The 26,354-nt window shown below is 62.9% G+C and carries 25 protein-coding genes; 16 read left to right on the forward strand and 9 right to left on the reverse strand.

Annotation, left to right across the window (positions count from 1 at the left end; genetic code table 11):
• Positions 1 to 121 precede the first annotated feature (121 nt).
• The 7 genes from L1P09_RS16115 to L1P09_RS16145 all read left to right on the forward strand — a co-directional run bounded on the left by L1P09_RS16115 (position 122) and on the right by L1P09_RS16145 (position 5,176).
• Complete coding sequence (locus L1P09_RS16115; RefSeq protein WP_054881911.1) at positions 122 to 1,501, forward strand: nucleobase:cation symporter-2 family protein; 1,380 nt, start codon at positions 122 to 124, stop codon at positions 1,499 to 1,501.
• A 227-nt stretch (positions 1,502 to 1,728) separates the two neighbouring features.
• A complete protein-coding gene (tusD, locus tag L1P09_RS16120; protein ID WP_110676046.1) occupies positions 1,729 to 2,121 on the forward strand; it encodes a sulfurtransferase complex subunit TusD in 393 nt (130 codons plus the stop codon).
• Position 2,122: 1 nt separating this feature from the next.
• Positions 2,123 to 2,482: a sulfurtransferase complex subunit TusC gene (gene tusC, locus L1P09_RS16125; RefSeq protein WP_115293712.1), complete on the forward strand. Its 360-nt coding sequence runs from the start codon at positions 2,123 to 2,125 to the stop codon at positions 2,480 to 2,482.
• Positions 2,482 to 2,778, forward strand: a complete 297-nt coding sequence (tusB, locus tag L1P09_RS16130) for a sulfurtransferase complex subunit TusB (RefSeq protein ID WP_115293711.1) — start codon at positions 2,482 to 2,484, stop codon at positions 2,776 to 2,778. Before tusC ends, tusB begins: the two co-directional genes overlap by 1 nt.
• Entirely contained in the window at positions 2,775 to 3,110 is a 336-nt protein-coding gene (locus L1P09_RS16135; protein ID WP_009682093.1) for a TusE/DsrC/DsvC family sulfur relay protein, read from the forward strand. Before tusB ends, L1P09_RS16135 begins: the two co-directional genes overlap by 4 nt.
• An 11-nt stretch (positions 3,111 to 3,121) precedes the next feature.
• Positions 3,122 to 4,123, forward strand: coding sequence for a glycosyl transferase family protein (locus L1P09_RS16140; RefSeq protein ID WP_235768969.1), 1,002 nt, complete (start codon positions 3,122 to 3,124; stop codon positions 4,121 to 4,123).
• Between the two features lie 93 nt (positions 4,124 to 4,216).
• Complete coding sequence (locus L1P09_RS16145) at positions 4,217 to 5,176, forward strand: glutathione S-transferase family protein (protein WP_054904212.1); 960 nt, start codon at positions 4,217 to 4,219, stop codon at positions 5,174 to 5,176.
• 121 nt (positions 5,177 to 5,297) lie between these two features.
• Here L1P09_RS16145 and cysG read toward each other — a convergent pair whose 3' ends face one another.
• The 6 genes from cysG to L1P09_RS16175 all read right to left on the reverse strand — a co-directional run bounded on the left by cysG (position 5,298) and on the right by L1P09_RS16175 (position 12,957).
• Positions 5,298 to 6,689: a siroheme synthase CysG gene (gene cysG, locus L1P09_RS16150; protein WP_009683104.1), complete on the reverse strand. Its 1,392-nt coding sequence runs from the start codon at positions 6,687 to 6,689 to the stop codon at positions 5,298 to 5,300.
• Positions 6,690 to 7,970, reverse strand: a complete 1,281-nt coding sequence (serS, locus tag L1P09_RS16155; protein WP_009683105.1) for a serine--tRNA ligase — start codon at positions 7,968 to 7,970, stop codon at positions 6,690 to 6,692.
• A 30-nt stretch (positions 7,971 to 8,000) separates the two neighbouring features.
• Complete coding sequence (gene crcB / locus L1P09_RS16160) at positions 8,001 to 8,375, reverse strand: fluoride efflux transporter CrcB (RefSeq protein WP_009683106.1); 375 nt, start codon at positions 8,373 to 8,375, stop codon at positions 8,001 to 8,003.
• Positions 8,372 to 9,697, reverse strand: a complete 1,326-nt coding sequence (locus L1P09_RS16165) for a replication-associated recombination protein A (protein ID WP_235767882.1) — start codon at positions 9,695 to 9,697, stop codon at positions 8,372 to 8,374. The genes crcB and L1P09_RS16165 overlap by 4 nt, the downstream gene beginning before the upstream one ends.
• A gap of 12 nt (positions 9,698 to 9,709) precedes the next feature.
• Positions 9,710 to 10,333, reverse strand: coding sequence for an outer membrane lipoprotein chaperone LolA (gene lolA / locus L1P09_RS16170; protein ID WP_009683108.1), 624 nt, complete (start codon positions 10,331 to 10,333; stop codon positions 9,710 to 9,712).
• Between the two features lie 62 nt (positions 10,334 to 10,395).
• Positions 10,396 to 12,957 carry a DNA translocase FtsK gene (locus L1P09_RS16175; protein WP_370593809.1) on the reverse strand — a complete coding sequence of 854 codons (2,562 nt, stop codon included), beginning with the start codon at positions 12,955 to 12,957 and terminating at the stop codon, positions 10,396 to 10,398.
• A gap of 323 nt (positions 12,958 to 13,280) precedes the next feature.
• Here L1P09_RS16175 and aat point away from each other — a divergent pair, with 323 nt between their 5' ends.
• The 3 genes from aat to infA all read left to right on the forward strand — a co-directional run bounded on the left by aat (position 13,281) and on the right by infA (position 15,048).
• On the forward strand, positions 13,281 to 13,964 hold the full coding sequence (aat, locus tag L1P09_RS16180; protein WP_054881605.1) for a leucyl/phenylalanyl-tRNA--protein transferase: 684 nt from the start codon (positions 13,281 to 13,283) through the stop codon (positions 13,962 to 13,964).
• A 55-nt stretch (positions 13,965 to 14,019) separates the two neighbouring features.
• Positions 14,020 to 14,727: an arginyltransferase gene (locus L1P09_RS16185; protein WP_054904215.1), complete on the forward strand. Its 708-nt coding sequence runs from the start codon at positions 14,020 to 14,022 to the stop codon at positions 14,725 to 14,727.
• A gap of 102 nt (positions 14,728 to 14,829) precedes the next feature.
• Positions 14,830 to 15,048, forward strand: a complete 219-nt coding sequence (gene infA, locus L1P09_RS16190; RefSeq protein WP_002553999.1) for a translation initiation factor IF-1 — start codon at positions 14,830 to 14,832, stop codon at positions 15,046 to 15,048.
• Positions 15,049 to 15,132: 84 nt separating this feature from the next.
• Here the strand turns inward: infA and clpA are convergent, their stop codons facing one another.
• Together clpA and clpS are read right to left on the reverse strand one after the other, a co-directional pair.
• On the reverse strand, positions 15,133 to 17,403 hold the full coding sequence (gene clpA / locus L1P09_RS16195) for an ATP-dependent Clp protease ATP-binding subunit ClpA (RefSeq protein ID WP_029887829.1): 2,271 nt from the start codon (positions 17,401 to 17,403) through the stop codon (positions 15,133 to 15,135).
• Between the two features lie 30 nt (positions 17,404 to 17,433).
• Positions 17,434 to 17,796, reverse strand: coding sequence for an ATP-dependent Clp protease adapter ClpS (clpS, locus tag L1P09_RS16200; RefSeq protein ID WP_009683116.1), 363 nt, complete (start codon positions 17,794 to 17,796; stop codon positions 17,434 to 17,436).
• Positions 17,797 to 18,026: 230 nt separating this feature from the next.
• Between clpS and cspD the strand changes: the two genes are divergently transcribed.
• Positions 18,027 to 18,287 (forward strand): cold shock domain-containing protein CspD, encoded by a 261-nt coding sequence (cspD, locus tag L1P09_RS16205; protein WP_290129205.1) that lies wholly within the window; start codon positions 18,027 to 18,029, stop codon positions 18,285 to 18,287.
• Between the two features lie 71 nt (positions 18,288 to 18,358).
• Here the strand turns inward: cspD and icd are convergent, their stop codons facing one another.
• Positions 18,359 to 19,615: an NADP-dependent isocitrate dehydrogenase gene (gene icd, locus L1P09_RS16210; protein WP_054904217.1), complete on the reverse strand. Its 1,257-nt coding sequence runs from the start codon at positions 19,613 to 19,615 to the stop codon at positions 18,359 to 18,361.
• A 487-nt stretch (positions 19,616 to 20,102) separates the two neighbouring features.
• Here icd and L1P09_RS16215 point away from each other — a divergent pair, with 487 nt between their 5' ends.
• The 5 genes from L1P09_RS16215 (at position 20,103) to purB (ending at position 26,304) form a co-directional block, all read left to right on the forward strand.
• Entirely contained in the window at positions 20,103 to 22,328 is a 2,226-nt protein-coding gene (locus tag L1P09_RS16215; protein ID WP_054904218.1) for an NADP-dependent isocitrate dehydrogenase, read from the forward strand.
• A 223-nt stretch (positions 22,329 to 22,551) separates the two neighbouring features.
• Positions 22,552 to 22,992, forward strand: a complete 441-nt coding sequence (locus L1P09_RS16220) for an NUDIX hydrolase (RefSeq protein WP_054904219.1) — start codon at positions 22,552 to 22,554, stop codon at positions 22,990 to 22,992.
• A gap of 59 nt (positions 22,993 to 23,051) precedes the next feature.
• On the forward strand, positions 23,052 to 24,176 hold the full coding sequence (gene mnmA / locus L1P09_RS16225; RefSeq protein WP_029887826.1) for a tRNA 2-thiouridine(34) synthase MnmA: 1,125 nt from the start codon (positions 23,052 to 23,054) through the stop codon (positions 24,174 to 24,176).
• Positions 24,173 to 24,793 (forward strand): high frequency lysogenization protein HflD, encoded by a 621-nt coding sequence (gene hflD, locus L1P09_RS16230; RefSeq protein WP_029887825.1) that lies wholly within the window; start codon positions 24,173 to 24,175, stop codon positions 24,791 to 24,793. The genes mnmA and hflD overlap by 4 nt, the downstream gene beginning before the upstream one ends.
• A gap of 140 nt (positions 24,794 to 24,933) precedes the next feature.
• Complete coding sequence (purB, locus tag L1P09_RS16235) at positions 24,934 to 26,304, forward strand: adenylosuccinate lyase (RefSeq protein WP_154211427.1); 1,371 nt, start codon at positions 24,934 to 24,936, stop codon at positions 26,302 to 26,304.
• Positions 26,305 to 26,354 lie beyond the last annotated feature (50 nt).

A 26,354-nucleotide genomic window follows, 5' to 3' on the forward strand; every position in this document is an offset into this window, starting at 1 on the left:
TGAAAAGTCAGGTAATTAAGCGTAGGGTCGCCGATCATGTCGGCATCGTGCTTTGCTCTACCGCAATCTGCCTTCACCCCGTAGAATGCGCTCCTTTTTTCTTCAGGGGCAGCTTTCAGCCATGAGCACACATGAACACAGCCCAGCAGCATCGGCCCCCGCCAATGAGCTGGTGCTTGGCCTCGAGGACAAGCCTCGGCTGCTGATCGGCCTGCTGGCGGCGCTGCAACACCTGCTGGCGATCATCGTGCCGATCGTGACGCCCGGTCTGTTGATCTGCCAGGCGCTGGGGGTGTCCGCGCGGGACACCAACCTGATCGTCTCCATGTCGCTGGTAATCTCCGGTATCGCCACATTCGTGCAGTGCAAGCGCTTCGGGCCGTTTGGCGCCGGGTTGCTGATCGTGCAGGGCACCAGCTTCAACTTCGTGGGCCCGCTGATTGCCGGGGGTGCGCTGATGGTCAAGCAAGGCACGCCAGTCGAAGGTGTGATGGCCGCCATCTTTGGCGTGGTCATCGCTGGCTCGTTCGTCGAAATGGGCGTTTCGCGCATCCTGCCCTTCGTCAAACGCCTGATCACCCCGCTGGTCACCGGCATTGTCGTGCTGATGATCGGCCTGACGCTGATCAAGGTCGGCCTGATCAGTATGGGTGGCGGCTTCGGTGCCATGGCCAATGGCACCTTCGCCAATGGCGAGAACCTGCTGTTGTCGGGTGTGGTGCTGGCCATTATCGTGATCCTCAACCGTATTCCGGTGGTGTGGATGCGCAGCTGTGCCATCGTTATTGCCCTGGCGGTCGGCTATGCGCTGGCGGGCTATATGGGCCGCCTGGACTTCACCGGTATGCATGAGGCCGCGCTGTTTCAGGTACCGACGCCGCTGCACTTCGGCCTGAGCTTCTCGTGGGCGCTGTTCATTCCGATGCTGGTGATCTACCTGGTGACGTCGCTGGAAGCCATTGGTGACGTGACCGCCACCAGCAAGGTGTCGCGCCAGCCAGTCGAAGGCCCGGTATGGATGCAGCGGATCAAGGGTGGCGTGTTGGTCAACGGCGCCAACTCGCTGTTGGCGGGCTTGTTCAACACCTTCCCGAGTTCAATCTTTGCGCAGAATAACGGCGTGATTCAGCTAACCGGTATTGCCAGCCGCCATATCGGCATGTGGATTGCCGTAATGCTGGTGATATTGGGGCTGTTCCCCAGTGTTGCCGGGGTGATTCAGGCGGTGCCAGAGCCGGTGCTGGGGGGTGCGGCAATGGTCATGTTTGGCGCGGTTGCAGCGTCGGGCATCAATATTCTGGCCAGCACCCGCCTGGACCGGCGTGCGCTGCTGATCATTGCCGTGTCGTTGGCGCTGGGCCTGGGTGTGGCGCAGGTGCCGGAGTTCCTGGCGCATATGCCGGCGGCGGTGCGCAATGTGCTGGAGTCGGGGGTGGCGACCGGTGGCATCTGTGCCCTGGTGCTGAACTGGTTCCTGCCGGAGAGCAAGGAACAGGCTTGAGGCCTGTTCCCTTCTGACAGGGCCTTGCGCAATCCCTGTAGGAGCGGCCTTGTGTCGCGAATGGGCTGCAAAGCAGCCCCAGCAATTTGTGCATTTGCGCTGAAGCCCCGGGCTGCTTTGCAGCCCATCGCGACACAAGGCCTCCTACAAAAGCCCGCGCCCGCATGCACAAGCGGGCGCGGGCTTTTTTGCTTTATCATGGCGGTATTCCTTTGCATGAGTTACCCATGAAATTCGCTATCGCGGTGTTCTCCCCGGCCCATGCGCCCTCCTCGCGGCGCGCCTTGCGCTATGCCGAGGCGGTGCTGGCCGGCGGGCATGAAATTGCCCGGCTGTTCTTCTATCAGGACGGGGTACACAGTGCCTCGGCCAACGTGGTCGCGCCCCAGGATGAAGTGGACGTGGCCGCGCAGTGGCGTGCCTTTATCGAGACCCACCAGCTTGATGCCGTGGTGTGCATCGCCGCCGCCTTGCGCCGTGGCGTGCTCGACGAGGCCGAGGCCAACCGCTATCAACGCCCGGCCGTGAACCTGCCCAAGCCATGGGAGTTGTCCGGCCTGGGGCAACTGCACGAGGCCGCGCAAGTCGCCGACCGCCTTGTCTGCTTTGGAGGCGACTGAAATGGCCAAATCCTTGTTGATCATCAGCCGCCAGGCGCCGTGGAACGGCCCATCTGCCCGCGAGGCGCTGGACATCGCCCTGGCCGGTGGCGCGTTCGACCTGCCGCTGGGCATGCTGTTCCTCGACGATGGCGTGTTCCAGCTGGCGCCAAACCAGCAACCTGCCGCCGTGCAACATAAGAACCTGGCCGCCAACCTGCAGGCGTTGCCGATGTTCGGCGTCGAAGAACTGTTCGCCTGCAACCACAGCCTCACCCGCCGTGGCCTGGCCACCGACAGCCTTGCACTGCCAGTGCAAGTGCTGGATGACGCGGCACTGACCGCACTGATCGCCCGTTTCGACCAGGTGGTAACGCTCTGATGACGACCCTGCACGTAATTGCCCACTCCCCGTTCGGCGACGAGCGCCTGGCCAGTTGCCTGCGCCTGCTTGGCGCGCACGACGCCCTGCTGCTGTGCGGCGATGCGGTGTACGCCCTGCGCAGCGGCAGCGAAGCGTACCGCCAGTTGCAAGCCGCCAGCCTGGCCCAGCGCCTGTTCGCCCTGGACGAAGACCTGCAAGCCCGCGCGGCCGGCAACGACCTGGCCAAGGCCGTGGACTACGCCGGGTTCGTCGAACTGTCGCTGCACTACGACAAGGTCAACAGCTGGCTATGAATACCCTCACCGTTGCCGATCAGGCGATCGCCCTGGACAAGGACGGCTTTCTGGTCGACCTGCAAGACTGGTCCCATGCAGCCGCCGAGGCCCTTGCCGAGCGCGAGGGCATTGCGCTGACCGCCGACCACTGGGAAATCCTCGAACTGCTGCGGCAGTTCTACCAGGAGTACCAGCTGTCCCCGGCCACCCGCCCACTGATCAAGTACACCGCCCTGAAGCTGGGCGCGGACAAGGGCAATAGCCCGCACCTGAACCGCCTGTTCAATGGCACCCCCGCCAAACTTGCCGCCAAGCTGGCGGGCCTGCCCAAGCCGACCAATTGCATATGACCCTGCCACCCTTGAATCAAGCCCGCCCGCTGACCCTGGAAACTCCGGCCGAACACCCGTTCGCTGAATTCGTGCGCATTCTTGGCAAAGGCAAGCGCGGCGCGCGCGGCCTTACCCGCGAGGAAGCACGGGCTGCCATGACCCTGCTGCTGGAAGGCAAGGTCGAGGACACCCAGCTGGGCGCCTTCCTGATGCTGCTGCGGCACAAGGAAGAAAGCGCCGAAGAGCTGGCCGGCTTCACCGAAGCGCTACGCGGCCACCTGCAGGCCCCGCGCATTGCCGTGGACCTGGACTGGCCAACCTACGCTGGCAAGAAGCGCCACCTACCCTGGTACCTGCTGGCCGCCAAATGCCTGGCCGGCAATGGTATTCGCATCCTGATGCATGGCGGCGGTCCACACACAGCCGGGCGCCTGTATACCGAGCAGCTGCTCGGCCTGTTGCATATCCCCCTGTGCCGCGACTGGGTAGCGGTCGACACCGCGCTGGGCCAACATCAGCTGGCGTTTTTCCCCTTGCACGACTGGGCGCCGCAACTGCAGCGCATGATCGACCTGCGCAACACCCTGGGCCTGCGCTCGCCCATTCACTCCCTGGCGCGGGTGCTCAACCCGCTGGGCGCGCGGTGCGGCCTGCAAAGCATCTTCCACCCCGGTTACCAGGCGGTACACCGTGAGGCCAGCCGCCTGCTGGGCGACCATGCCGTGGTGATCAAGGGCGATGGCGGCGAGATCGAGGTCAACCCGGACGTCATCAGCCACCTCTACGGCACCACTGCCGGCGTAGCCTGGGATGAGGAATGGCCGGCGCTCAGCGAGCGCCGTCACGTCAAGCCCGCCACGCTGCAACCGGAGCATTTGCTCGCCTTCTGGCGTGGTGAAGTGCAAGACAGCTACGGCGAGAAAGCGCTGATCGCGACCATGGCCTTGGCACTGCGCGGCCTGGAGCAGACCCGGGAACAAGCCTTCACGAACGCGCAGGCCTATTGGGATAACCGTGATAGATCGATTTAGTCGATAATACCACGCCGATCTTTGCGCTATTTCTTCGAACGATCTGGCCTAGACTGGGCTCCAACGACAAACCCTTTGTTCCAGGAGCTCACCATGGGCCTTTTGATCGATGGCCGCTGGCATGATCAGTGGTATGAAAACGGCAAGGACGGCACCTTCAAACGCGAAAACGCCCAGCGCCGCCATTCGTTGCCCGCCCCCGAAGCCGGCCGTTACCACCTGTACGTGTCGCTGGCCTGCCCTTGGGCGCACCGCACGTTGATCTTCCGCGCCATCAAAGGCCTGGCGCCGTTGATCGACGTTTCGGTAGTGAGCTGGCTGATGCAAGACCATGGCTGGACCTTCGACCAGCAGCAAGGCTCCAGCGGCGATCACCTCGATGCACTGCAGTACCTGCATCAGCGTTATACCCAGGACGACCCGCACTACACCGGCCGGGTGACAGTACCCGTGCTGTGGGACAAGAAAGAGAAACGCATCGTCAACAATGAGTCGGCTGAGATCATTCGCATTTTCAACAGCGCGTTCAACGCGTTGACCGGCAACACCCTCGACCTGTACCCAGCGCCGCTGCGCCCGGCCATCGAGGCGCTGAATGAACGTATCTATCCGGCGGTGAACAACGGCGTCTATCGCGCCGGCTTCGCGACTACGCAGGAGGCCTACGAGGCGGCGTTCGATGATGTGTTCAACGAACTGGATTACCTGGAAGAGCTGTTAGGCCGCAATCGCTACCTGGCGGGCGAATACCTGACTGAAGCCGATGTGCGCCTGTTCACCACGCTGGTGCGCTTCGACGCTGTGTATCACGGGCACTTCAAGTGCAACCTGCGCCGCCTCAGCGATTATCACAACCTGTCGAACTGGCTGCGTGAGCTGTACCAGTGGCCGGGGGTGGCGGGGACGGTGGATATGGAGCATATCCAGAAGCACTATTACATGAGCCACAAGACCATCAACCCGAACGGGATTGTGCCTAAGGGGCCGTTGCAGGATTTCAACCAGCCGCATGATCGGGAGCGGTTGGTGGGTAAAGGGATTTGGCAGGGTTGAGGCACTGGGGGCTGCTTTGCAGCCCATCGCGACACAAGGCCGCTCCTACAGGGGACCGCGCAGTGCCTTGGTGTAGGAGCGGCCTTGTGTCGCGATGGGCCGCAAAGCGGCCCCGGCGGTTTCAGCTGTTCTGCGAACCTTCAAACCAGGCCAGCTTGTCGCGCAACTGCACCACTTCCCCAACAATCACCAGGGTCGGCGCATGCACTTCATGCTGGGCCACCAGCTCCGGCAAATCCGCCAAGGTACCGGTGAACACCCGCTGGTTACGCGTAGTGCCCTGCTGCACCAGGGCCGCCGGGGTACTGGCCGCACGCCCATGGCGAATCAGCTCTGCGCAGATCGTAGGCAAGCCCACCAAACCCATGTAGAACACCAGGGTCTGCGACGGCGCTACCAGGTCGTTCCATGGCAGGTTGCTGGTACCATCCTTGAGGTGCCCGGTCACGAAGCGCACCGACTGGGCATGGTCGCGATGGGTCAATGGAATGCCGCCATAGGCGGAACAGCCACTGGCCGCCGTAATACCCGGAACCACTTGGAAGGGGATGCCATGCTCGGCCAGCTCTTCGATCTCTTCGCCACCGCGGCCAAAGATGAACGGGTCGCCGCCCTTCAGGCGCAGCACGCGCTTGCCTTGCTGGGCCAGGTCAACCAACAGGCGGTTGATCTGGTCCTGCGGTACGGCGTGGTCAGCGCGGCGCTTGCCAACGTAGATACGCTCGGCATCACGCCGGCACATATCGATGATCGCCGGGGCCACCAGGCGGTCATACAGCACCACATCGGCCTGCTGCATGAGGCGCAAGGCGCGGAAGGTGAGCAGGTCCGGGTCGCCCGGGCCCGCACCTACCAGGTAAACCTCGCCCCCCTGCTGCACCGGCGCGCCCTCCACCATCGCCTGCAACAGGCGTTCGGCTTCGGCGCCCTGCCCGGCCAGCTGGCGCTCGGCGATCGGGCCCTGGAACACGGTCTCCCAGAAGCCACGGCGCTGGTTCACATCCGGATACAAGGACTTGACCTTGTGCCGGAACCGCGCCGCCAGCCCGGCCAGCTCACCGTAGGCAGCCGGGATCCAGGCCTCCAGCTTGGCGCGAATCAGACGCGCCAGCACCGGAGCATCCCCGCCACTGGACACCGCAATCACCAACGGTGAACGGTCGACAATCGCCGGGAAGATCACCGTGCACAAGGCTGGCGCGTCCACCACGTTGACTGGCAGGCTGACGGCCTGCGCATCGGCCGATACCTGCGCGTTCAGCCCAGGGTCGTCAGTGGCGGCGATCACCAGCCGGCACCCGACCAGGTCGGCGGCCTGGTAGCCACGCACCAGCACCTCACCGCCACCTTCCCGGGCCAACGCAGCCAACTGGCCGTCGACGTCCGGCGCCACCACGCGCAGCACACTCCCGGCATCGGCCAGCAAGCGCGCCTTGCGCAAGGCGATCTCACCGCCGCCGACGACCAGTACACGGCCGCCCTGCAGCTTGTGGAACAGCGGCAGATAATCCATTTAGCGGATGACCTCGACGCCGCCCATGTAAGGCTTCAGCACTTCTGGCACGCGGATCGAGCCGTCGGCCTGCTGGTAGTTTTCCAGCACCGCCACCAAGGTACGGCCAACCGCCAGGCCGGACCCGTTGAGGGTGTGTACCAGTTCTGGCTTGCCGGTTTCCGGGTTACGCCAGCGGGCCTGCATGCGGCGCGCCTGGAAGTCGCCGCAGTTGGAGCACGAGCTGATTTCACGGTACTTGTCCTGGCTCGGCACCCACACTTCCAGGTCATAGGTTTTCACCGCGCCGAAGCCCATGTCGCCGGTGCACAGGGCCAGCACGCGGTACGGCAGCTCCAGCAGCTGCAGCACGCGCTCGGCGTTGGCCGTCAGCCCTTCCAGGGCTTCCATGGATTTCGCCGGCTCCACCACCTGCACCATCTCGACCTTGTCGAACTGGTGCTGGCGGATCATGCCGCGGGTATCCCGGCCGGAAGCGCCCGCTTCACTGCGGAAGCAAGGGGTGTGGGCAACCAGCTTCAGTGGCAGTTGCTTGGCATCCAGAATCGCGCCTGCCACCAGGTTGGTCAGCGACACTTCGGCAGTCGGGATCAGGTAGAAGTCAGCCTCGCCTTCGCGGGTGATCTTGAACAGGTCTTCTTCGAACTTCGGCAACTGGCCAGTGCCCTGCAGCGCTGGGGCCTGCACCAGGTACGGGGTGTAGTGTTCCTCGTAACCGTGCTCACCGGTGTGCAGGTTGATCATGAACTGCGCCAGGGCGCGGTGCAGGCGGGCAATCGGCCCGCGCAGCACGGCAAAGCGTGCGCCGGACAGCTTGGCAGCGGCCTCGAAGTCCAGGCCACCGCTGAGTTCACCCAGGGCAACGTGGTCCTTGATGTCGAAATCGAAGGTTTGCGGGGTGCCCCAACGGCGCACTTCAACGTTGTCGTCTTCGCTGGCACCGACCGGTACGCTGGCATCCGGCAAGTTGGGGATGGTCAGCAGGATGCCGTCCAGTTCGGCCTGGATCTCGTCCAGTTCGGCCTTGCCGGCCGCCAGCTCATTGGCCATGCGCTCGACATCGGCCATCAGTGGGGCGATGTCCTCGCCTTTGGCTTTGGCCTGGCCGATGGACTTGGAACGGGCGTTACGCTCGGCCTGCAGTTGCTCGGTACGGGTCTGCACCGCCTTGCGGCGTTCTTCCAGTGATTCGATGCGCGCGACATCCAGGCTGAAGCCACGGGAGGCCAGGCGATCCGCCACTTCCTGAAGTTGGCCGCGTAACAGTTTGGAATCGAGCATATCGTTCTCTCGTTATAGGTAGGTGTTGGTTCAGAAACGGGTCAGGGACAGGCCGGCCCAGGTCGCGAGCAGCCCGCCCACTACGCTGATACTGGTATAGCCCAAGGCCAGCGGTACTTGCCCGCTTTCCATCAGGCGCACGGTATCGAGCGAAAAAGAGGAAAAAGTCGTAAGGCCACCAAGGAAGCCGACGATCAAGCCGGCGCGCAACTCGACCGGCGCCAGTGGCTTGTGCAGGAACAAGCCGTAGAGCAGGCCGATCAGCAGGCAGCCAACCAGGTTGACCGCCAGCGTACCGGCATAGAAGTGCCGTGGCCAGTGGGCGGTGACCCAATTGGCGGTGGCGAAGCGCAGCAACGTACCGGCGACGCCCCCGGCACTCACGGCAGCGATCAAGGCAATCATGGTTTTCTCCGCTGACGGGGGCTGTTGCGGTCCAGGTCGGCCAGGTGGCGCAGCTTCTCGCCGATTTTCAGTTCCAGGCCGCGCGGCACCGGCTGGTAGTACTGGCGTGGCTCGAGTGCATCGGGGAAGTAGTCCTCACCGGCCGCATAGGCGTCGGGCTCGTCATGGGCGTAGCGGTACTCGTCGCCGTAACCCAGTTGCTTCATGAGCTTGGTGGGCGCATTGCGCAAGTGCAGTGGCACTTCCAGCGAGCCATGCTCGGCGGCTTCGCGCAGGGCGGTCTTGAAGCCCATGTACACCGCGTTGCTCTTCGGCGCACAGGCGAGGTAGGTGATGGCCTGGGCCACCGCCAGCTCGCCTTCGGGGCTGCCCAGGCGCTCTTGTACATCCCAGGCGGCCAGGCACAAGCCGAGCGCCCGCGGGTCGGCGTTGCCAATGTCTTCGCTGGCCATGCGCACCACACGGCGGGCGATGTACAGCGGGTCGCAGCCGCCGTCGAGCATGCGCGCGAACCAGTACAGGGCGCCGTCCGGGTTGGAGCCGCGTACCGATTTGTGCAGCGCGGAAATCTGGTCGTAGAAGGCTTCGCCGCCCTTGTCGAAACGGCGACGGCTGTCGCCCAACAGGCTCTGCAGCATCTCGACGTCGATTTCACTGCCGTCTTCGGCCAGGTCCGAGGCATTTTCGAGAAAATTGAGCATGCGCCGGCCATCGCCGTCTGCGGCGGCCATCAGCATCTTGAAGGCATCGTCGCCCACCCGCAGGTTGCGCTTGCCCAAGCCACGCTCCTCGGTGAGGGCGCGGTCGAGCAGCTTGCGCAACGCCGCCTCGTCCAGGCTCTTGAGCACGTACACCCGCGCCCGCGACAACAGTGCGTTGTTAAGCTCGAACGAGGGGTTTTCGGTGGTGGCGCCAATGAACAGCAGGGTGCCGTCTTCCACGTAGGGCAAGAAGGCATCCTGCTGCGACTTGTTGAAGCGGTGCACCTCGTCGACGAAGAGAATGGTGCGGCGGCCGTATTGCCCTGCCTGCTGCTTGGCAACCTCCACCGCCTGGCGAATTTCCTTCACCCCGGCCAGTACCGCCGACACGGTTTCGAAATGCGCATCACAGAACTGCGCCAGCAGCCGCGCCAGGGTGGTTTTGCCTACCCCTGGCGGGCCCCAGAAGATCATCGAGTGCAGCGCGCCTTGCTCCAATGCCTCGCGCAGCGGTTTGCCGCGCGCCAGCAGGTGCTCCTGGCCTACGTACTCGTCCAGGTTGGACGGGCGCAGGCGGGCCGCCAGAGGCTGGGCGACAGGTTCGCTTCGAAACAGGTCCATGGCGAGCTCTGGTTACTCCTTGATCACGTCCGCGCCTTTGGGAATGTCGAACTTGAACCTGCTGTCCGGCACCGCCTGGTTGGCCTTGACGCCATTGAACAGGATGTTGGTGCGCTGGCCGACGCTGTCGATCAGCTGCATGTCATTGATCAGGCCCTTGCGGAACGACACGCGCAGCGAGTCGAACAAGGTGTCCTTGGTTTTCGGCTTGAGGGTGAAGTCCATGACTTCGCCCTGCTCCTTCGAGGTGATGTCGAAACTCTGGCTGATTTTCGACACATCACCCGACAGCAGCAGCGCCGGGGTCTGGTTCAGGCGCACGTCGAGCTTCTTGATGGTGGCCTGTTCCAGGTCCGGGTCCCACAGGGTGACGTTCTTGCCGTCCGACACCACCACTTGCTCCTGCGGTGCGTCGGTATGCCAGTAGAACAGGCCCGGACGCTTGACGGTCATCTTGCCCGAGGTTTCCTGCAGGCTGGTGCCATCGGCGCCCAAGGTCAGCTGGGAGAAATTGGCCTCGATGGTCTGTGACTTTTCCAGCAACTGGGTCAGGCGTTGCACATCCTGCTCACCGGCATAAGCGGTAACCGAGCCCAGGGTCAGGGCAGAAACCAACAGCATGCGAATCGCGCGCATGGGAATCCTCATTGAGCATTGAAAGGGCCGGGCACCAACACTGGCGCCCGGCAGGGTGTTCATCAGTCGCGCGGGCCGCCTGGGGCAATTACTTCCCGCGAGCCGTTGCTGTTCATCGGGGTAACGACGCCGGCCATTTCCATCGACTCGATCATGCGGGCGGCACGGTTGTAGCCAATCTTCAGTTTGCGCTGTACCGCAGAAATGGAAGCACGACGGCTCTCGAGCACGAACTGCACCGCTTCATCATACAGCGCATCGGTTTCGGCATCGTCGCCATCACCGCCACCGCCGCCGCCGTCGAAGCCGCTGCCGGCTTCTTCCACGCCATTGAGAATGTCGTCGTTGTAGTCTGGGGCGCCGCGCAGCTTCCACGCCTCGACCGTGCGGTGCACCTCGTCGTCGGAAACGAACGCGCCATGCACCCGGATCGGCAGGCTGGTGCCCGGCGGCATGTACAGCATGTCACCGTGGCCCAGCAGTTGTTCGGCACCGCCCTGGTCGATGATGGTCCGCGAGTCGATCTTGCTCGACACCTGGAAGGCCATGCGGGTCGGGATGTTGGCCTTGATCAGACCGGTGATCACGTCCACCGAGGGGCGCTGGGTGGCGAGGATAAGGTGAATGCCCGCCGCACGCGCTTTCTGCGCGATACGGGCGATCAGTTCTTCGACCTTCTTGCCCACAATCATCATCATGTCGGCGAATTCGTCGACCACCACCACGATGGTCGGCAGGGTTTTCAGCGCCGGCGGCTCGTCGTCCATGCTTTCGCGGCGGTACAGCGGGTCGTGGATGATTTCCCCGGCTTCCTGGGCGTCCTTGATCTTGCGGTTGAAGCCGGCCAGGTTACGCACACCCATGGCCGCCATCAGCTTGTAGCGGCGCTCCATTTCGGCCACGCTCCAGCGCAGGGCGTTGGCGGCGTCCTTCATGTCGGTGACCACCGGGCACAACAGGTGCGGAATGCCTTCGTAGATCGACAGCTCGAGCATTTTCGGGTCGATCATGATCAGCCGCGCGTCTTCCGGGCTGGACTTGAACAGGATCGACAGGATCATCGCGTTGACCCCCACCGACTTACCGGAACCCGTGGTACCGGCCACCAACAGGTGGGGCATCTTGGCCAGGTCGGTAATCACCGGCTTGCCGCCAATGTCGTGGCCCAGGGCCAGGGTGACAGGGGACTTCTGCTCGTCGTACTGCGGCGTGGCCAGCACTTCGGAGAAACGCACCATCTGGCGGTTTTCGTTGGGGATCTCGATACCCACGGTGGTCTTGCCGGGGATGACCTCGACCACACGCACGCTGGTCACCGCCAGCGACCGCGCCAGGTCCTTGGCCAGGTTGGCGATACGGCTGACCTTGACGCCAGCGGCAGGCTGGATTTCGTAGCGGGTGATCACCGGGCCTGGGTGGATGGAGTCCACCGAGACCTCAACGCCGAACTCCTTGAGCTTGATTTCCAGCAGCTGACCGACACCGGCCAGGGATTCTGGCGAGTACTCGATCTTCTTCTGTTCGGCCGGGTCGAGGATGGATATCGACGGCAGCGTGCCCTCCACGGCGCTGTCGATGAACAGCGGCGTCTGCTTCTCTTTCATCACCCGCTTGCTCGGCTCTGGCGCCTTGTCTGCGGCCGGGGGCACGATGGTTGGCGTGGACGACGGCACACGGGCAAGGCTTGGCTCGCGGGGCGGCACCACCGGCTCGCGGGCCAGGGCCGGTTCGCGGACCGGGGCAACGGGCTCGCGCCCGAGGGTCGGCTCGCGGGGCTCGACCACCGCTGCCGGCGCCTCTTCGCGCTTGAAGATGCGCTCACGCAGCGCCGGTTTGGCGGGTTCGCGTTTCTCGGCGACCGTTGGCGCGGCCTTCACCACGGGCTCATCCTCACGCAACTGCGCTTCAAGGCGCTTGCGTTCGTTGCGGGCTTCCCACCAGCGATTGGCGGCGCCCTGCACCAGTTCGAACAGGTCGAGGGTGATCTTGCCCGTCAGGTCCATCACCTTGAACCACGACAGGTCGGTGAACACGGTCAGGCCGAACAGGAACAGGGCAATGAACATCAGCGTACTGCCCTGCACGTTCAGCAGGTTGCGCGCCAGGTCGCCAAGGCTCTCGCCCAGGGCGCCGCCGGCAGAAAATGGCAAGCTCGCAGGCGAATGGAAGTGGATGTGCGCCAGCGCGGCCCCCGACAGCACCAGGAATACCAGACCGATCAGCCGCCAGGAAAACAGCCAGCCGCTCCAGTCCCAGGGCTGATGGCGCTGGCGGAAGATCTGCCAGGTTTTCACCGCCAGCAGCAGCGGGAAGATATAGGCGAAGTAACCCAACACCATGAACAGGATGTCGGCAAAGTAGGCACCGGCACGCCCGGCGGCGTTCTGCACCTGGTCGACGGTGGCGGTGTGGCTGAAGCCCGGATCCGAAGTGTCGTAGGTCAGCAGCGCCATCCACAGGTACAGGCACAGAGCGCCAACGGCGATCAACGCACCTTCCTTGAGGCGATAATGCAGCTGCTGCCGCCACAGGGGCACGGGCAAGGGAGCTGGGGTTGCGGTGGATTTCTTCAAAACACGTCTATTCCTGCGCGTGTTGCGCGTCCAATAGTGCTCGGCCGGCAGTGCGACCAATGAACCACTACTTTTAACATTACTGCCCGCCCACTGCCATGACGGCGCGCCATATGGCGCTCAAGCGGGGGCGACTCTCACATGCCTGCAATTTGAGCACGCATTTTCTTTCGTGACAAAGGCTTATGCTGTGTTTTTGCACAGGTATGACAGCAAATGTAGCGGATGGTGCCTGTGGTTTCATCAATGTGCAGGAAATTGCCCGAATTCCGCGGCCGTGCCGGCCCTGACCGCCGCTGCCGGCGCTCAGCCATTGACCCTGCCGGGCGCGCACGCCATGCTGCCCGCTCCCCTCCCCCACCGCACGATAGACCATGCTCACCTGGCTGACCCGCGACTCGCTGACCTTCCCGCCCCTGGAAAAGGCCCTGCACGAACCCAACGGCCTGCTCGCCGCCGGCGGCGACCTGAGCCCCGAACGGCTGGTGCAGGCCTACCGCCATGGCTGCTTCCCCTGGTACCAGGACGGCCAGCCGATCCTGTGGTGGTCACCCGACCCGCGCACGGTGTTGCTGCCCGACCAGCTTCACGTATCGCGCTCGCTGGCCAAGCTGATGCGCCAGGGGCGCTACCAGGTCAGTTTCGACAGCGACTTCCCGGCGGTCATCGACGCCTGCGCCGCCCCCCGCGATTACGCCGACGGCACCTGGATCACCGATACCATGCGCAACGCCTACTGCGAACTGCACCGTCGCGGCATTGCCCACTCGGTCGAAGTACGCCAGCACGGCGAACTGGTCGGCGGCCTGTACGGCCTGGCCATGGGCCAGTTGTTCTTCGGCGAATCGATGTTCAGCCGCGCCGACAACGCCTCCAAGGTCGGTTTCGTGACCCTGGTCGAGCACCTGCGCCAGGCCGGCTTCGTACTGATCGATTGCCAGATGCCCACCAACCACCTGCACAGCCTCGGCGCCCATGCCATCAGCCGCGCCGAGTTCGCCCGCTACCTGGCCCGCCACCTCGACCAGCCCAACAGCGCGACCTGGGTGGTTGCCTAGGCGGTTTTCCCTGGCTGGCTTACACTTAGAACAAAGTCTCACCGAGGGGTTGATCATGACAGAGTTGGCGCGGTTGAAGTTCTATGCCACTCAACCCCACTCCTGCAGTTACCTGCCCGACGAGCAGGCAACCACGCTGTTCCTCGACCCCAGCCAGCCGATGGACGTGAACGTCTATGCCGACTTGTCGGACATGGGTTTTCGCCGCAGTGGCGACCACTTGTATCGCCCCCACTGCCAGAACTGCAACGCCTGCGTACCGGCGCGCATTCCCGCGGCCCGCTTCATTCCCAACCGCCAGCAGCGGCGCATTCTCAAGCGCAATGCCGACCTCACCGTGAGCGCAGCGCGCCCGGCGTTCAAGGAAGAGTACTTCGAGCTGTACCGGCGTTATATCGAAACCCGCCATGCCGACGGTGACATGTACCCACCCAGCCGCGACCAGTTTTCCACCTTCCTGGTGCGGGACCTGCCCTTCTGCTGGTTCTACGAATTTCGCCTGGCCGGCCGGCTGATGGCAGTGGCCGTGTGCGACGTGCTGCCCAATGGCCTGTCAGCGGTCTACACCTTCTACGAGCCCGACGAAGAGCGCCGCAGCCTGGGCCGTTTCGCCATTCTCTGGCAGATCGGCGAAGCCCTGCGCAAGGATCTGGAGGCGGTGTACCTGGGCTACTGGATCAAGAACTGCAAGAAGATGAACTACAAGACACAGTATCGGCCCATCGAATTGTTGATAAACCAGCGCTGGGTCACCCTCAACTGAAAGCATTGGCTTGACACACAGTTTTCCGGCATAATCCACGCCACTTTTTTGCCCGGTGCGGATATGCGTCGGGCCAACACTGGACACCGAGGGCTCAACTGCATGTCGAAAGAAGACAGCTTCGAAATGGAAGGTACTGTCGTCGACACCCTGCCCAACACCATGTTCCGCGTGGAGTTGGAAAACGGGCACGTCGTAACCGCGCACATCTCCGGAAAGATGCGCAAAAACTACATCCGTATTCTCACTGGCGACAAGGTCCGCGTCGAGCTGACGCCTTATGACCTGAGCAAGGGCCGCATCACCTACCGTGCGCGCTAAGCTCCAGCCATGAAAAAGCCCGGCCAAGTGCCGGGCTTTTTCATGGCTTCAAGTTTGTAAGGGGCTGCGTGGCAGCCCCATGTATCACGCTACTTCAGCCGTGGTCTCGAAGTCGAACACCAACTCGCCATCGCGCAAGTCGACGTGCACCACACCGCCATGCTCGGCCAACTCACCGAACAGGATCTCCTCGGCCAACGGCCGCTTGATCTTGTCCTGAATCAACCGCGCCATCGGCCGCGCGCCCATCTGCGCGTCATACCCCGAGGCCGCCAGCCAGCCGCGGGCCTCGTCGCTGACCTCAAGCAGCACGCGCTTGTCTTCGAGTTGCGCCTGCAGTTCGATAAGGAACTTGTCGACGATGCTCTTGATGGTTTCGGTGCTCAGGCGGCCAAACTGGATGATGGTATCCAGGCGGTTGCGGAACTCTGGCGTAAAGCTCTTGCGGATCACTTCCATCGCATCGGACGCATGGTCCTGATGGGTGAAGCCGATCGAGGCCCGCGACGCGGTTTCCGCGCCGGCGTTGGTGGTCATGATCAGGATCACGTTACGGAAGTCGGCCTTGCGCCCGTTGTTGTCGGTAAGGGTACCGTGGTCCATCACCTGCAGCAGCAGGTTGAAGACTTCCGGGTGCGCCTTCTCGATTTCGTCGAGCAGCAACACGCAGTGCGGCTGCTTGGTAATCGCCTCGGTCAGCAGACCACCCTGGTCGAACCCGACATAGCCGGGCGGTGCACCGATCAAGCGCGAAACGGTATGGCGCTCCATGTACTCGGACATATCGAAGCGCACCAGCTCCACACCCAGCGCCTTGGCCAATTGCCGGGCCGCTTCGGTCTTGCCGACGCCGGTAGGGCCGGCAAACAGGAACGAACCCACTGGCTTGTCAGGTGCCTTGAGGCCGGCACGCGACAGCTTGATGGCCGTGGACAGCGAATCGATGGCCTGGTCCTGACCGAAGACGGTCAGCTTCAGGTCGCGCTCCAGGTTACGCAGCAGTTCCTTGTCGGAGCTGCTGACATGCTTCGGGGGAATTCGCGCAATCTTGGCGACGATATCCTCCACCTGCGGCACGTCGATGCGCTTGACGCGGCTGGCTTCCGGCTGCAGGCGCTGGTAGGCGCCAGCCTCGTCGATCACGTCGATGGCCTTGTCCGGCATGTGCCGGTCATTGATGTAGCGCGAGGCCAGCTCGGCGGCGGCGCGCAGGGCTTCGTCGCTGTACTCGATATTGTGGTGGCTTTCGAACCGCCCTTTCAGGCCACGCAGGATGCCCACGGTGTCTTCAACCGAGGGTTCGCTGACGTCTACCTTCTGGAAGCGCCGCGCCAAGGCACGGTCCTTCTCGAAGATGCCACGAAATTCCTGGAAGGTCGTGGAGCCGATGCAGCGGATTTCACCCGAAGACAACAGCGGCTTGAGCAGGTTGGACGCATCCATTACCCCACCCGACGCCGCACCGGCACCGATGATGGTGTGGATCTCATCGATGAACAGAATGGCCTGAGGCCGCTTGCGCAGCTCGCCAAGCAGCGCCTTGAAGCGCTTCTCGAAGTCGCCGCGGTACTTGGTACCGGCCAGCAGCGCGCCCAGGTCGAGCGAGTACACCACGCTCTGTGCCAGCAGGTCAGGCACCTGGCCATCGACAATACGCTTGGCCAGCCCTTCGGCAATCGCCGTTTTGCCCACCCCGGCCTCACCCACCAGCAGCGGGTTGTTCTTGCGGCGGCGGGCAAGGATCTGCGCAACGCGCTCCACTTCCTGCTCGCGGCCAACCAGCGGGTCGATGCGGCCAGCACGCGCCAGCTCGTTGAGGTTGCTGGCATAGGCGTCCAGCGGGTTGCTGGAAGAAGAGGTTTCACCACCCTCTTCGTCCTGCATGTCCTGGTCGCTCTCGGATTGCGAGCCATGCCCCGGCACCTTGGAGATGCCATGGGCGATGTAGTTGACCACATCGATGCGGGCCACGCTTTGCTGCTTGAGCAGGAACACGGCCTGGCTTTCCTGTTCGCTGAAGATCGCCACCAGTACGTTGGCGCCGGTCACTTCACGCTTGCCAGAGCTTTGTACGTGGAACACGGCGCGTTGCAGCACACGCTGGAAGCCCAGGGTTGGCTGGGTTTCCCTGTCTTCATCGTTGACAGGAATCAGCGGCGTGGTCGAATCGATGAACTCTTGCAGGTCGTGCTTGAGCTTGTCGAGATTGGCGCCACAGGCGCGCAGAACGGTCGCGGCAGCCTCATTGTCCAGGAGTGCCAGCAGCAGATGTTCGACGGTCATGAATTCATGACGCTTCGAACGGGCCTCCTTGAAGGCAAGATTGAGGGTGACTTCGAGCTCGCGGTTTAACATAGCTTCACCTCATACCCAAGTGGTCGGCGATTAACCGTCCTTCTCGATTTCACAGAGTAGCGGATGCTGGCTTTCCCTGGCGTATTGGTTGACCTGCATAGCCTTCGTTTCGGCGATGTCACGGGTAAACAATCCGCACACTGCCCGCCCCTCGGTATGGACGGTCAGCATGATCTTGGTCGCCAGCTCGCGGTTCAGACTGAAGAACGTCTCGAGCACTTCGACGACGAAATCCATCGGTGTGTAGTCATCGTTGAACAAAACCACCTTGTACATCGGTGGCGCCTGCAGGATCGGCTTGGCTTCCTGAACCGCCAGACCGGAGCCATCGTCCTCATTCGATTGAGGACGATCCTGATTGAATGTTAGTCGAATCTGGCTGTGTGCATGCATGGAAAGAATTTCATCACATCGACAGGTTAAGGTTGTGGGTTGACCCTGCGAACGGCCATTGGTGCAGCCGCTGCATGACCTTGACTATCGGCAAAACGGTGTTACAACCAATAGGAACCCACCGTGGTCGATAAAGATCCGCGCAGTCAACCAGATTTTTTCGCAAGGTTCGTATGCGGATGAAGTGGATGATACTCCAGTGATGGAGTCCTTTGCAGAGGGACATAGGGATGGCAAGCGGTAAAGTCAAGTGGTTCAACAATGCCAAGGGCTATGGATTCGTCAATGAAGAGGGCAAGAACGACGACTTGTTCGCTCATTATTCAGCCATCCAGATGGACGGGTACAAGACGCTCAAGGCCGGCCAAGCCGTGACCTTCGATGTCATCCAAGGCCCGAAAGGTTTACATGCCGTCAACATCAGAAGTGCATCCACGGCTGCGCCCGCGCCGGCCAGTGCACAGCCCGTGGTCAGCACGGCCGGCGCCTGACCGACTGCCCTGCCAGCGGTAAACGATAAGAAAGGCCGCTTCTTTACCAGAAGCGGCCGTTTCACATTCGCTTACATATGTTTGATCATGGCATCGCCGAAGCCCGAACTTCCCACCAGCGTGGCACCGTCCATCAGGCGCTCGAAGTCGTAAGTCACGGTCTTGGCCGCAATCGCGCCATTGGTGCCTTTGATGATCAGGTCGGCGGCCTCGGTCCAGCCCATGTGGCGCAGCATCATTTCTGCCGAAAGAATCACCGAACCCGGGTTGACCTTGTCCTGCCCGGCATACTTGGGCGCCGTGCCGTGGGTAGCCTCGAACATGGCCACGGTGTCGGACAGGTTGGCCCCCGGGGCGATACCGATGCCGCCCACCTCCGCCGCCAGGGCGTCAGACAAATAGTCGCCATTGAGGTTGAGCGTGGCGATAACATCGTACTCGGCCGGGCGTAGCAGGATCTGCTGGAGCATGGCGTCGGCAATCGCGTCCTTGACGATGACTTCGCGGCCGGTCTTGGGGTTGTTGAACTTCATCCACGGCCCGCCGTCGAGCAACTCGGCACCGAACTCGTCACGCGCCACTTCGTAGCCCCAGTCCTTGAAGGCACCTTCGGTGAACTTCATGATGTTGCCCTTGTGCACCAGCGTCAGCGACTCGCGGTCGTTATCCACCACATATTGCAGGGCTTTGCGTACCAGACGCTTGGTCCCTTCGCGGGAAACCGGCTTGATACCAATGCCGCAGTCCTGGTCGAAACGGATCTTGGTAACGCCCATTTCCTCCTTGAGGAACTTGATCACCTTGTCTGCTTCCGGCGAACCGGCCTTCCATTCGATGCCGGCATAGATGTCTTCGGAGTTTTCCCGGAAGATCACCATGTCGACATCCCCCGGTTTTTTCACCGGGCTTGGCACGCCCTGGAACCACAGCACAGGGCGCAGGCACACATACAGGTCCAGCTGCTGGCGCAAAGCCACGTTCAGCGAACGGATGCCGCCACCCACCGGGGTAGTCAGCGGGCCCTTGATCGACACCACATACTCACGCACGGCGTCGAGGGTTTCCTGCGGCAGCCAGGTGTCCTGGTCGTAGACCTGGGTGGCCTTTTCGCCGGCGTACACCTCCATCCAGGCGATCTTGCGCTTGCCGCCATAGGCTTTCTGCACAGCGGCATCGACCACTTTGATCATCACCGGTGAGACGTCAACGCCGATCCCGTCGCCTTCGATGTAGGGAATGATCGGCTGGTCGGGCACGTTGAGCGAATGGTCTGCATTGACGGTGATCTTGGCGCCGTCGGTCGGAACCTTGATTTTCTGGTATGCCATGCTTGCACTACTCCGCTATCGGGTGTGGGTTGGACATCAAGCGTAGCAATGAGCCTAAACCACATCTGCCGACCTGCAAGCTGACGGCGTGGGCGCGGGCGCGCCCGCGCAGAACACCCCGCCAGCGCTGCGGCATTACGCCACATTGCCCCTCAGTCTTTGGTCTTATAAATGGGCCGATATCACTTGGCCTTGCTGATTAGGCCAAATGGTTTGGTATACTCCGCCGCGACCGTTGGGTCATCGGGGCGAATCCCAGGAAAATGCGGACCGCCCTGGGCCGTGATCGGCCGAAAAGCCGGGCCTTTTCCGCCTGGCTGCCAAAGCCTGGGCTGTTACCGCAGTTCAGCACTTGACGCTCGACTGATGCATCCACCATCACCGCTCGCAGCTTCTCGACTTTCCGCTCATGGCTTGCCAGGGCGATGCGCCTTACCCTGCGCACCACGAGACTCGAGCACGCTCAGCACACAGAGAGTTAACCCGCATGCCCACCCGTTCCAAGATCATCTATACCTTCACCGACGAAGCCCCTGCCCTCGCCACCTACTCGCTGCTGCCGATCATCGAAGCGTTCACCGCTTCGGCTGACATCGCTGTCGAAACTCGCGACATCTCCCTGGCTGGCCGTATCCTTGCCGCCTTCCCGGAGCAACTGGGCGCAGAGAAGCAAGTAGGCGATCACCTGGCGGAACTGGGCCAGCTGGCTACCACCCCCGAAGCCAACATCATCAAGCTGCCGAACATCAGCGCCTCGGTACCGCAGCTCAAAGCCGCGATCAAGGAGCTGCAAGGCAAGGGCTACAACATCCCTGACTACGCCGACGAGCCGGCCACCGAGCAAGAGAAAGAATCCCGCGCCCGCTACGACCGCATCAAAGGTTCGGCCGTGAACCCGGTCCTGCGTGAAGGCAACTCCGACCGCCGCGCACCGCTGTCGGTCAAGAACTACGCGCGCAAGCACCCGCACAAGATGGGCGCCTGGGCCGCCGACTCCAAGTCGCACGTCGCCCACATGACCCAAGGCGACTTCTACGGCAGCGAAAAGGCTGCATTGATCGAAGCTGACGACAGCGTACGTATCGAACTGGTCGGCAAAGACGGCAGCACCACCGTGCTGAAGGAAAAGACCGCGGTCAAGGCTGCCGAAGTCATCGACTGCGCAACCATGAGCCGCAAGGCCCTGAAGGCCTTCATCGCCGAGCAGATCGCCGACGCCAAGGCCACCGGCGTGCTGCTGTCGGTACACCTGAAAGCCACCATGATGAAGGTCTCCGACCCGATCATGTTCGGCGTCATCGTCGAAGAGTTCTACAACGACGTGCTGGCCAAGCACGCCGCCGCCCTGGCCGAAGTGGGCTTCAACGCCAACAACGGCATCGGCGACCTGTACGCCCGCATCAAGGACCTGCCAGCTGACAAGCAGGCCGAGATCGAAGCCGATATCCAGGCCCTGTACGCCCAGCGCCCGGCCCTGGCCATGGTCAACTCCGACAAGGGCATCACCAATCTGCACGTACCGAGCGACGTGATCGTCGACGCCTCGATGCCGGCCATGATCCGTGACTCGGGCAAGATGTGGAACACCGCTGGCGAGCTGCAAGACGCCAAGGCAGTGATCCCGGACCGTTGCTACGCCGGCATCTACCAGGCCACCATCGAAGACTGCAAGGCCAACGGCGCCTTCGACCCGACCACCATGGGCAGCGTGCCGAACGTTGGCCTGATGGCGCAGAAAGCCGAAGAGTACGGTTCCCACGACAAGACCTTCCAGGTCAAGGCCGACGGCGTGGTTCGCGTGGTCGACAGCAAGGGCAACGTGGTTCTGGAGCAGAACGTCGAGGCCGGTGACATCTTCCGCATGTGCCAGACCAAGGACGCGCCGATCCAGGACTGGGTCAAGCTGGCCGTCAACCGTGCCCGCCTGAGCAACACCCCAGCGGTGTTCTGGCTGGACCCGGCCCGTGCCCACGACGGCGTGATGATCGAGAAGGTGCAAAAGTACCTGAAGGATCACGACACCACCGGCCTGGACATTCGTGTCATGGCCCCGGTCGACGCCATCAAGTTCTCCCTGGCCCGCATTCGCGAAGGCAAGGACACCATCTCGGTTACCGGTAACGTACTGCGCGACTACCTGACCGACCTGTTCCCGATCATGGAACTGGGCACCAGCGCCAAGATGCTGTCGATCGTGCCGCTGATGAGTGGTGGCGGCCTGTTCGAAACCGGCGCCGGCGGCTCGGCCCCCAAGCACGTGCAGCAGCTGGTCGAAGAGAACTTCCTGCGTTGGGACTCGCTGGGTGAATTCCTGGCCCTGGCCGCTTCCCTGGAGCACCTGGGCAACACCTACGACAACCCGCGCGCCAAGGTTCTGGCCAGCACCCTGGACCAGGCAACCGGCAAGTTCCTCGACACCAACAAGTCGCCATCGCGCAAAGTCGGCGGTATCGACAACCGCGGCAGCCACTTCTACCTGACCCTGTACTGGGCCCAGGCCCTGGCTGCACAGAGCGACGACGCCGCCCTGCAGGCACGCTTCGCCCCCCTGGCCAAGACCCTGACCGAGAACGAGGAGACCATCGTCGCCGAGCTCAACGCCGTTCAGGGCAAACCAGCCGACATCGGTGGCTACTACGCCCCGGATGCCGAGCTGACCGCCAAGGTGATGCGCCCAAGCCAGACCCTGAACAGCGCCATCGCCGCCCTGTAAGGTCCGCTTGACGTAACAGCACAAACCCCGGCCACGCACCGGGGTTTGTGCTTTTTCAGCTGTAAGTTTCAAGCTACAAGCTACAAGCTACAAGTCGAAGCGGTACGCGGATTGCTTCAACTTGCTACTTGCCACTTGCCACTTGCCACTTGCCACTTGCCACTTGCTACTTGCTACTTGCTACTTGCTACTTGCTACTTGCTACTTAGGGAGAGAATCGACCGTGTCATGGCAACCCCACATCACCGTCGCCACCATCGTCGAGCAGGACGGCAAATTCCTGTTCGTCGAAGAATTCAAAGCCGACCGGCACGTCTTCAACCAGCCCGCCGGGCACCTGGAAGCCAACGAGACCCTGCCCCAGGCCGCCCTGCGCGAAACCCTGGAAGAAACCGCCTGGGAAGTCGAGCTCACCGGCGTGGTCGGCATCTACCTGTACACTGCGCCCAGCAACGGCGTGACCTACCAGCGCATCTGCTTTGCCGCCCGCCCCGTGCGCCACCATGCCGACCTGGCCCTGGACAGCGACATCGTCCGCGCTGTCTGGCTGACCCGCGAAGAGCTGCTGGCCGACCCCACCCGCTGGCGCAGCGAGCTGGTGCCGCGCTGCCTGGACGACTACCTTGCAGGCCCGCTGCACAGCCTTGCGCTGCTGCGCGACTGACGTAGCGCCGCGGCTTTGATAGAATCGGCGCTTTTCCCCCTTGATACACACCGGTACCCATGACCAGCCCAGCACTCAAAGACCCCGCCAAGACCCGCGTCATCGTCGGCATGTCCGGCGGCGTGGACTCTTCCGTCTCCGCCCTTCTGCTCATCGAGCAGGGCTACCAGGTGGAAGGGCTGTTCATGAAGAACTGGGAAGAAGACGACGGCACCGAATACTGCACCGCCCGTGAAGACCTGGCCGACGCCCAGGCCGTGTGCGACCGCATCGGTATCAAGCTGCACACCGCCAACTTCGCCGCCGAGTACTGGGACAACGTGTTCGAGCACTTCCTCGAAGAGTACAAGGCCGGTCGCACGCCCAACCCGGACATCCTCTGCAACCGCGAAATCAAGTTCAAGGCGTTCCTCGACTACGCCCTGTCGCTGGGTGCAGACCTGATTGCCACCGGCCACTATGTACGCCGCCGCGACACCGGCGCCGTTACCGAACTGCTCAAAGGCCTGGACCCGAACAAGGACCAGAGCTATTTCCTGCACGCCGTTGGCGGCAAGGAAATCGCCCGCACGCTGTTCCCGGTGGGCGAACTGGAAAAACCCGAGGTCCGCGCCATTGCCGAAAAACACGGCCTGGCCACTGCCAAGAAAAAGGACTCCACCGGCATCTGCTTCATTGGTGAACGCCGCTTCAGCGACTTCCTCAAGCAGTACCTGCCCGCCCAGCCAGGTAATATCGAAACCACCGAAGGCGAGGTGATCGGCCGCCACCATGGCCTGATGTACCACACCATCGGCCAGCGCCAGGGCCTGGGTATCGGCGGCCTGAAGGACGCCGGTGACGAGCCCTGGTACGTGCTGCACAAAGACCTGACCCGCAACGTGCTGGTGGTCGGCCAGGGCAACGAACACCCATGGTTGTTCTCCCGCGCCCTGCTCGCGTCGGAAATCTTCTGGGTCAACCCGGTAGACCTGAGCAGCCCGCGCCAGCTCACCGCCAAGGTACGCTACCGGCAGAGCGACCAGCGCTGCACCCTGGCGCTGACCGACGGCGGCTACCGCGCCGTGTTCGACGAGCCCCAGCGCGCCGTGACGCCGGGCCAGTCGGTGGTGTTCTATGATGGCGAGGTGTGCCTGGGTGGCGGCGTGATCGAGGCGGCCGAGCCGTGGAGCCCGCGGGCATGAGCACACTGCGCGAGCAATTGATTGCCCTGGGCGGCGTCTTCCAGGCAGCCGTGCTGGTTGACCGCATCGCCCGCACCGGCCAGGCCAGCGAGGCCAACATCGGCTGCATGCTGGGCAGCTTGCTGGTACGCGACCCCAAAGACACCCTGGAAGTGTTCGGCGGCGACGACCTGAACCTGCGCGATGGCTATCGCGCGCTGGTCGGCGCCCTGGAGCGCGACCCCAGCAGCCTGCAGCGCGAGCCCCTGCGCTACGCCCTGTCGATGCTGGGCCTGGAGCGCCAGTTGAACAAGCGTGGCGACCTGCTCGACACCATCGGCAACCGCCTGCCACAAATCCAGTCGCAGGCCGATCATTTCGGCCTGGTTCACGAAAATGTCATCGCTTCCAGCGGAGCCTTGTACCAGGACACCTTGAGCACCCTGCGCCAGCGCATCCAGGTACACGGCGACATGCGCTTCCTGCAGCAGGCCAGCAACGCCTCGAAAATCCGCGCCCTGCTGCTCGCCGGCATTCGCGCCGCGCGCCTGTGGCGCCAGCTGGGCGGGCACCGCTGGCAACTGGTGTTCAGCCGGCGCAAACTGTTGAACGAGCTGTACGACATGATGCGAGGGTAAGCTGCAAGCTCTAAGCTACAAGCAGCAAGCAGAAGCAGCACGTCGGCTTTTACTTGCTACTTGCAGCTTGAAGCTCGCCGCCTGCCTTTTTCATGTATGATACGCGCCCTTCCAAAAGCCTGACTGTCCGAGAACACCCCATGCAGCTTTCTTCGCTCACTGCGGTTTCCCCTGTAGACGGCCGTTACGCCGGCAAAACCCAGGCCTTGCGCCCCATCTTCAGCGAATTCGGCCTGATCCGTTTCCGCGCCCTGGTCGAAGTGCGCTGGTTGCAGCGCCTGGCCGCCCACCCGCAAATCGGCGAAGTGCCGGCGTTCTCCGCCGAGGCCAACGCCCTGCTGGACACCCTGGCCAGCGATTTCAAGCTTGAGCACGCCGAGCGCGTCAAGGAAATCGAGCGCACCACCAACCACGACGTCAAGGCGATCGAATACCTGCTCAAGGAGCAGGCCGCCCAGTTGCCTGAGTTGGCCAAGGTCAGCGAGTTCATCCACTTCGCCTGCACCAGCGAGGACATCAACAACCTGTCCCACGCCCTGATGCTGCGCGCTGGCCGTGACGACGTGCTGCTGCCGCTGATGCGCCAGATCGCCGAGGCCATTCGTACCCTGGCCCACGCCCACGCCGACGTGCCGATGCTGTCGCGCACCCACGGCCAGCCGGCTTCGCCGACCACCCTGGGCAAGGAACTGGCCAACGTCGTGTACCGCCTGGAGCGCCAGATCGCCCAGGTTGCCGCCGTACCGCTGCTGGGCAAGATCAACGGCGCCGTGGGCAACTACAACGCCCACCTGTCGGCCTACTCGCAGATCGACTGGGAGGCCAACGCCCGCGCCTTCATCGAAGACGAGCTGGGCTTGCAGTTCAACCCGTACACCACCCAGATCGAGCCGCACGACTACATCGCCGAACTGTTCGACGCCATCGCCCGCTTCAACACCATCCTGATCGACTTCGACCGTGACGTATGGGGTTACATTTCGCTGGGCTACTTCAAGCAGAAGACCGTGGCCGGCGAAATCGGCTCTTCGACCATGCCGCACAAGGTCAACCCGATCGACTTTGAAAACTCCGAAGGCAACCTGGGTATCGCCAACGCCCTGTTCCAGCACCTGGCCAGCAAACTGCCAATCTCGCGCTGGCAGCGTGACCTGACCGACTCGACCGTGCTGCGCAACCTGGGCGTGGGCTTCGCCCACAGCGTCATTGCCTACGAAGCCAGCCTCAAAGGCATCGGCAAGCTGGAAGTGAACGAAGCCCGCATCGCCGCCGACCTGGACGCCTGCTGGGAAGTGCTGGCCGAACCGATCCAGACCGTGATGCGCCGCTTCAACATCGAAAACCCCTACGAAAAGCTCAAAGAGCTGACCCGTGGCAAGGGCATCACCCCACAAGCGCTGCTGACCTTCATCGACGGCCTGGACATGCCAGCCGAAGCCAAGGCCGAGCTCAAGCTGCTGACCCCTGCTACCTACATCGGTAACGCGGCAGCCCAGGCCAAACGCGTCTAAGCGGACCGCCGCATACAACGCCCGGCCTGGCCGGGCGTTTTTATTCCCGT

The organism is Pseudomonas juntendi (assembly GCF_021560075.1).
GTDB lineage: Bacteria > Pseudomonadota > Gammaproteobacteria > Pseudomonadales > Pseudomonadaceae > Aquipseudomonas > Aquipseudomonas juntendi.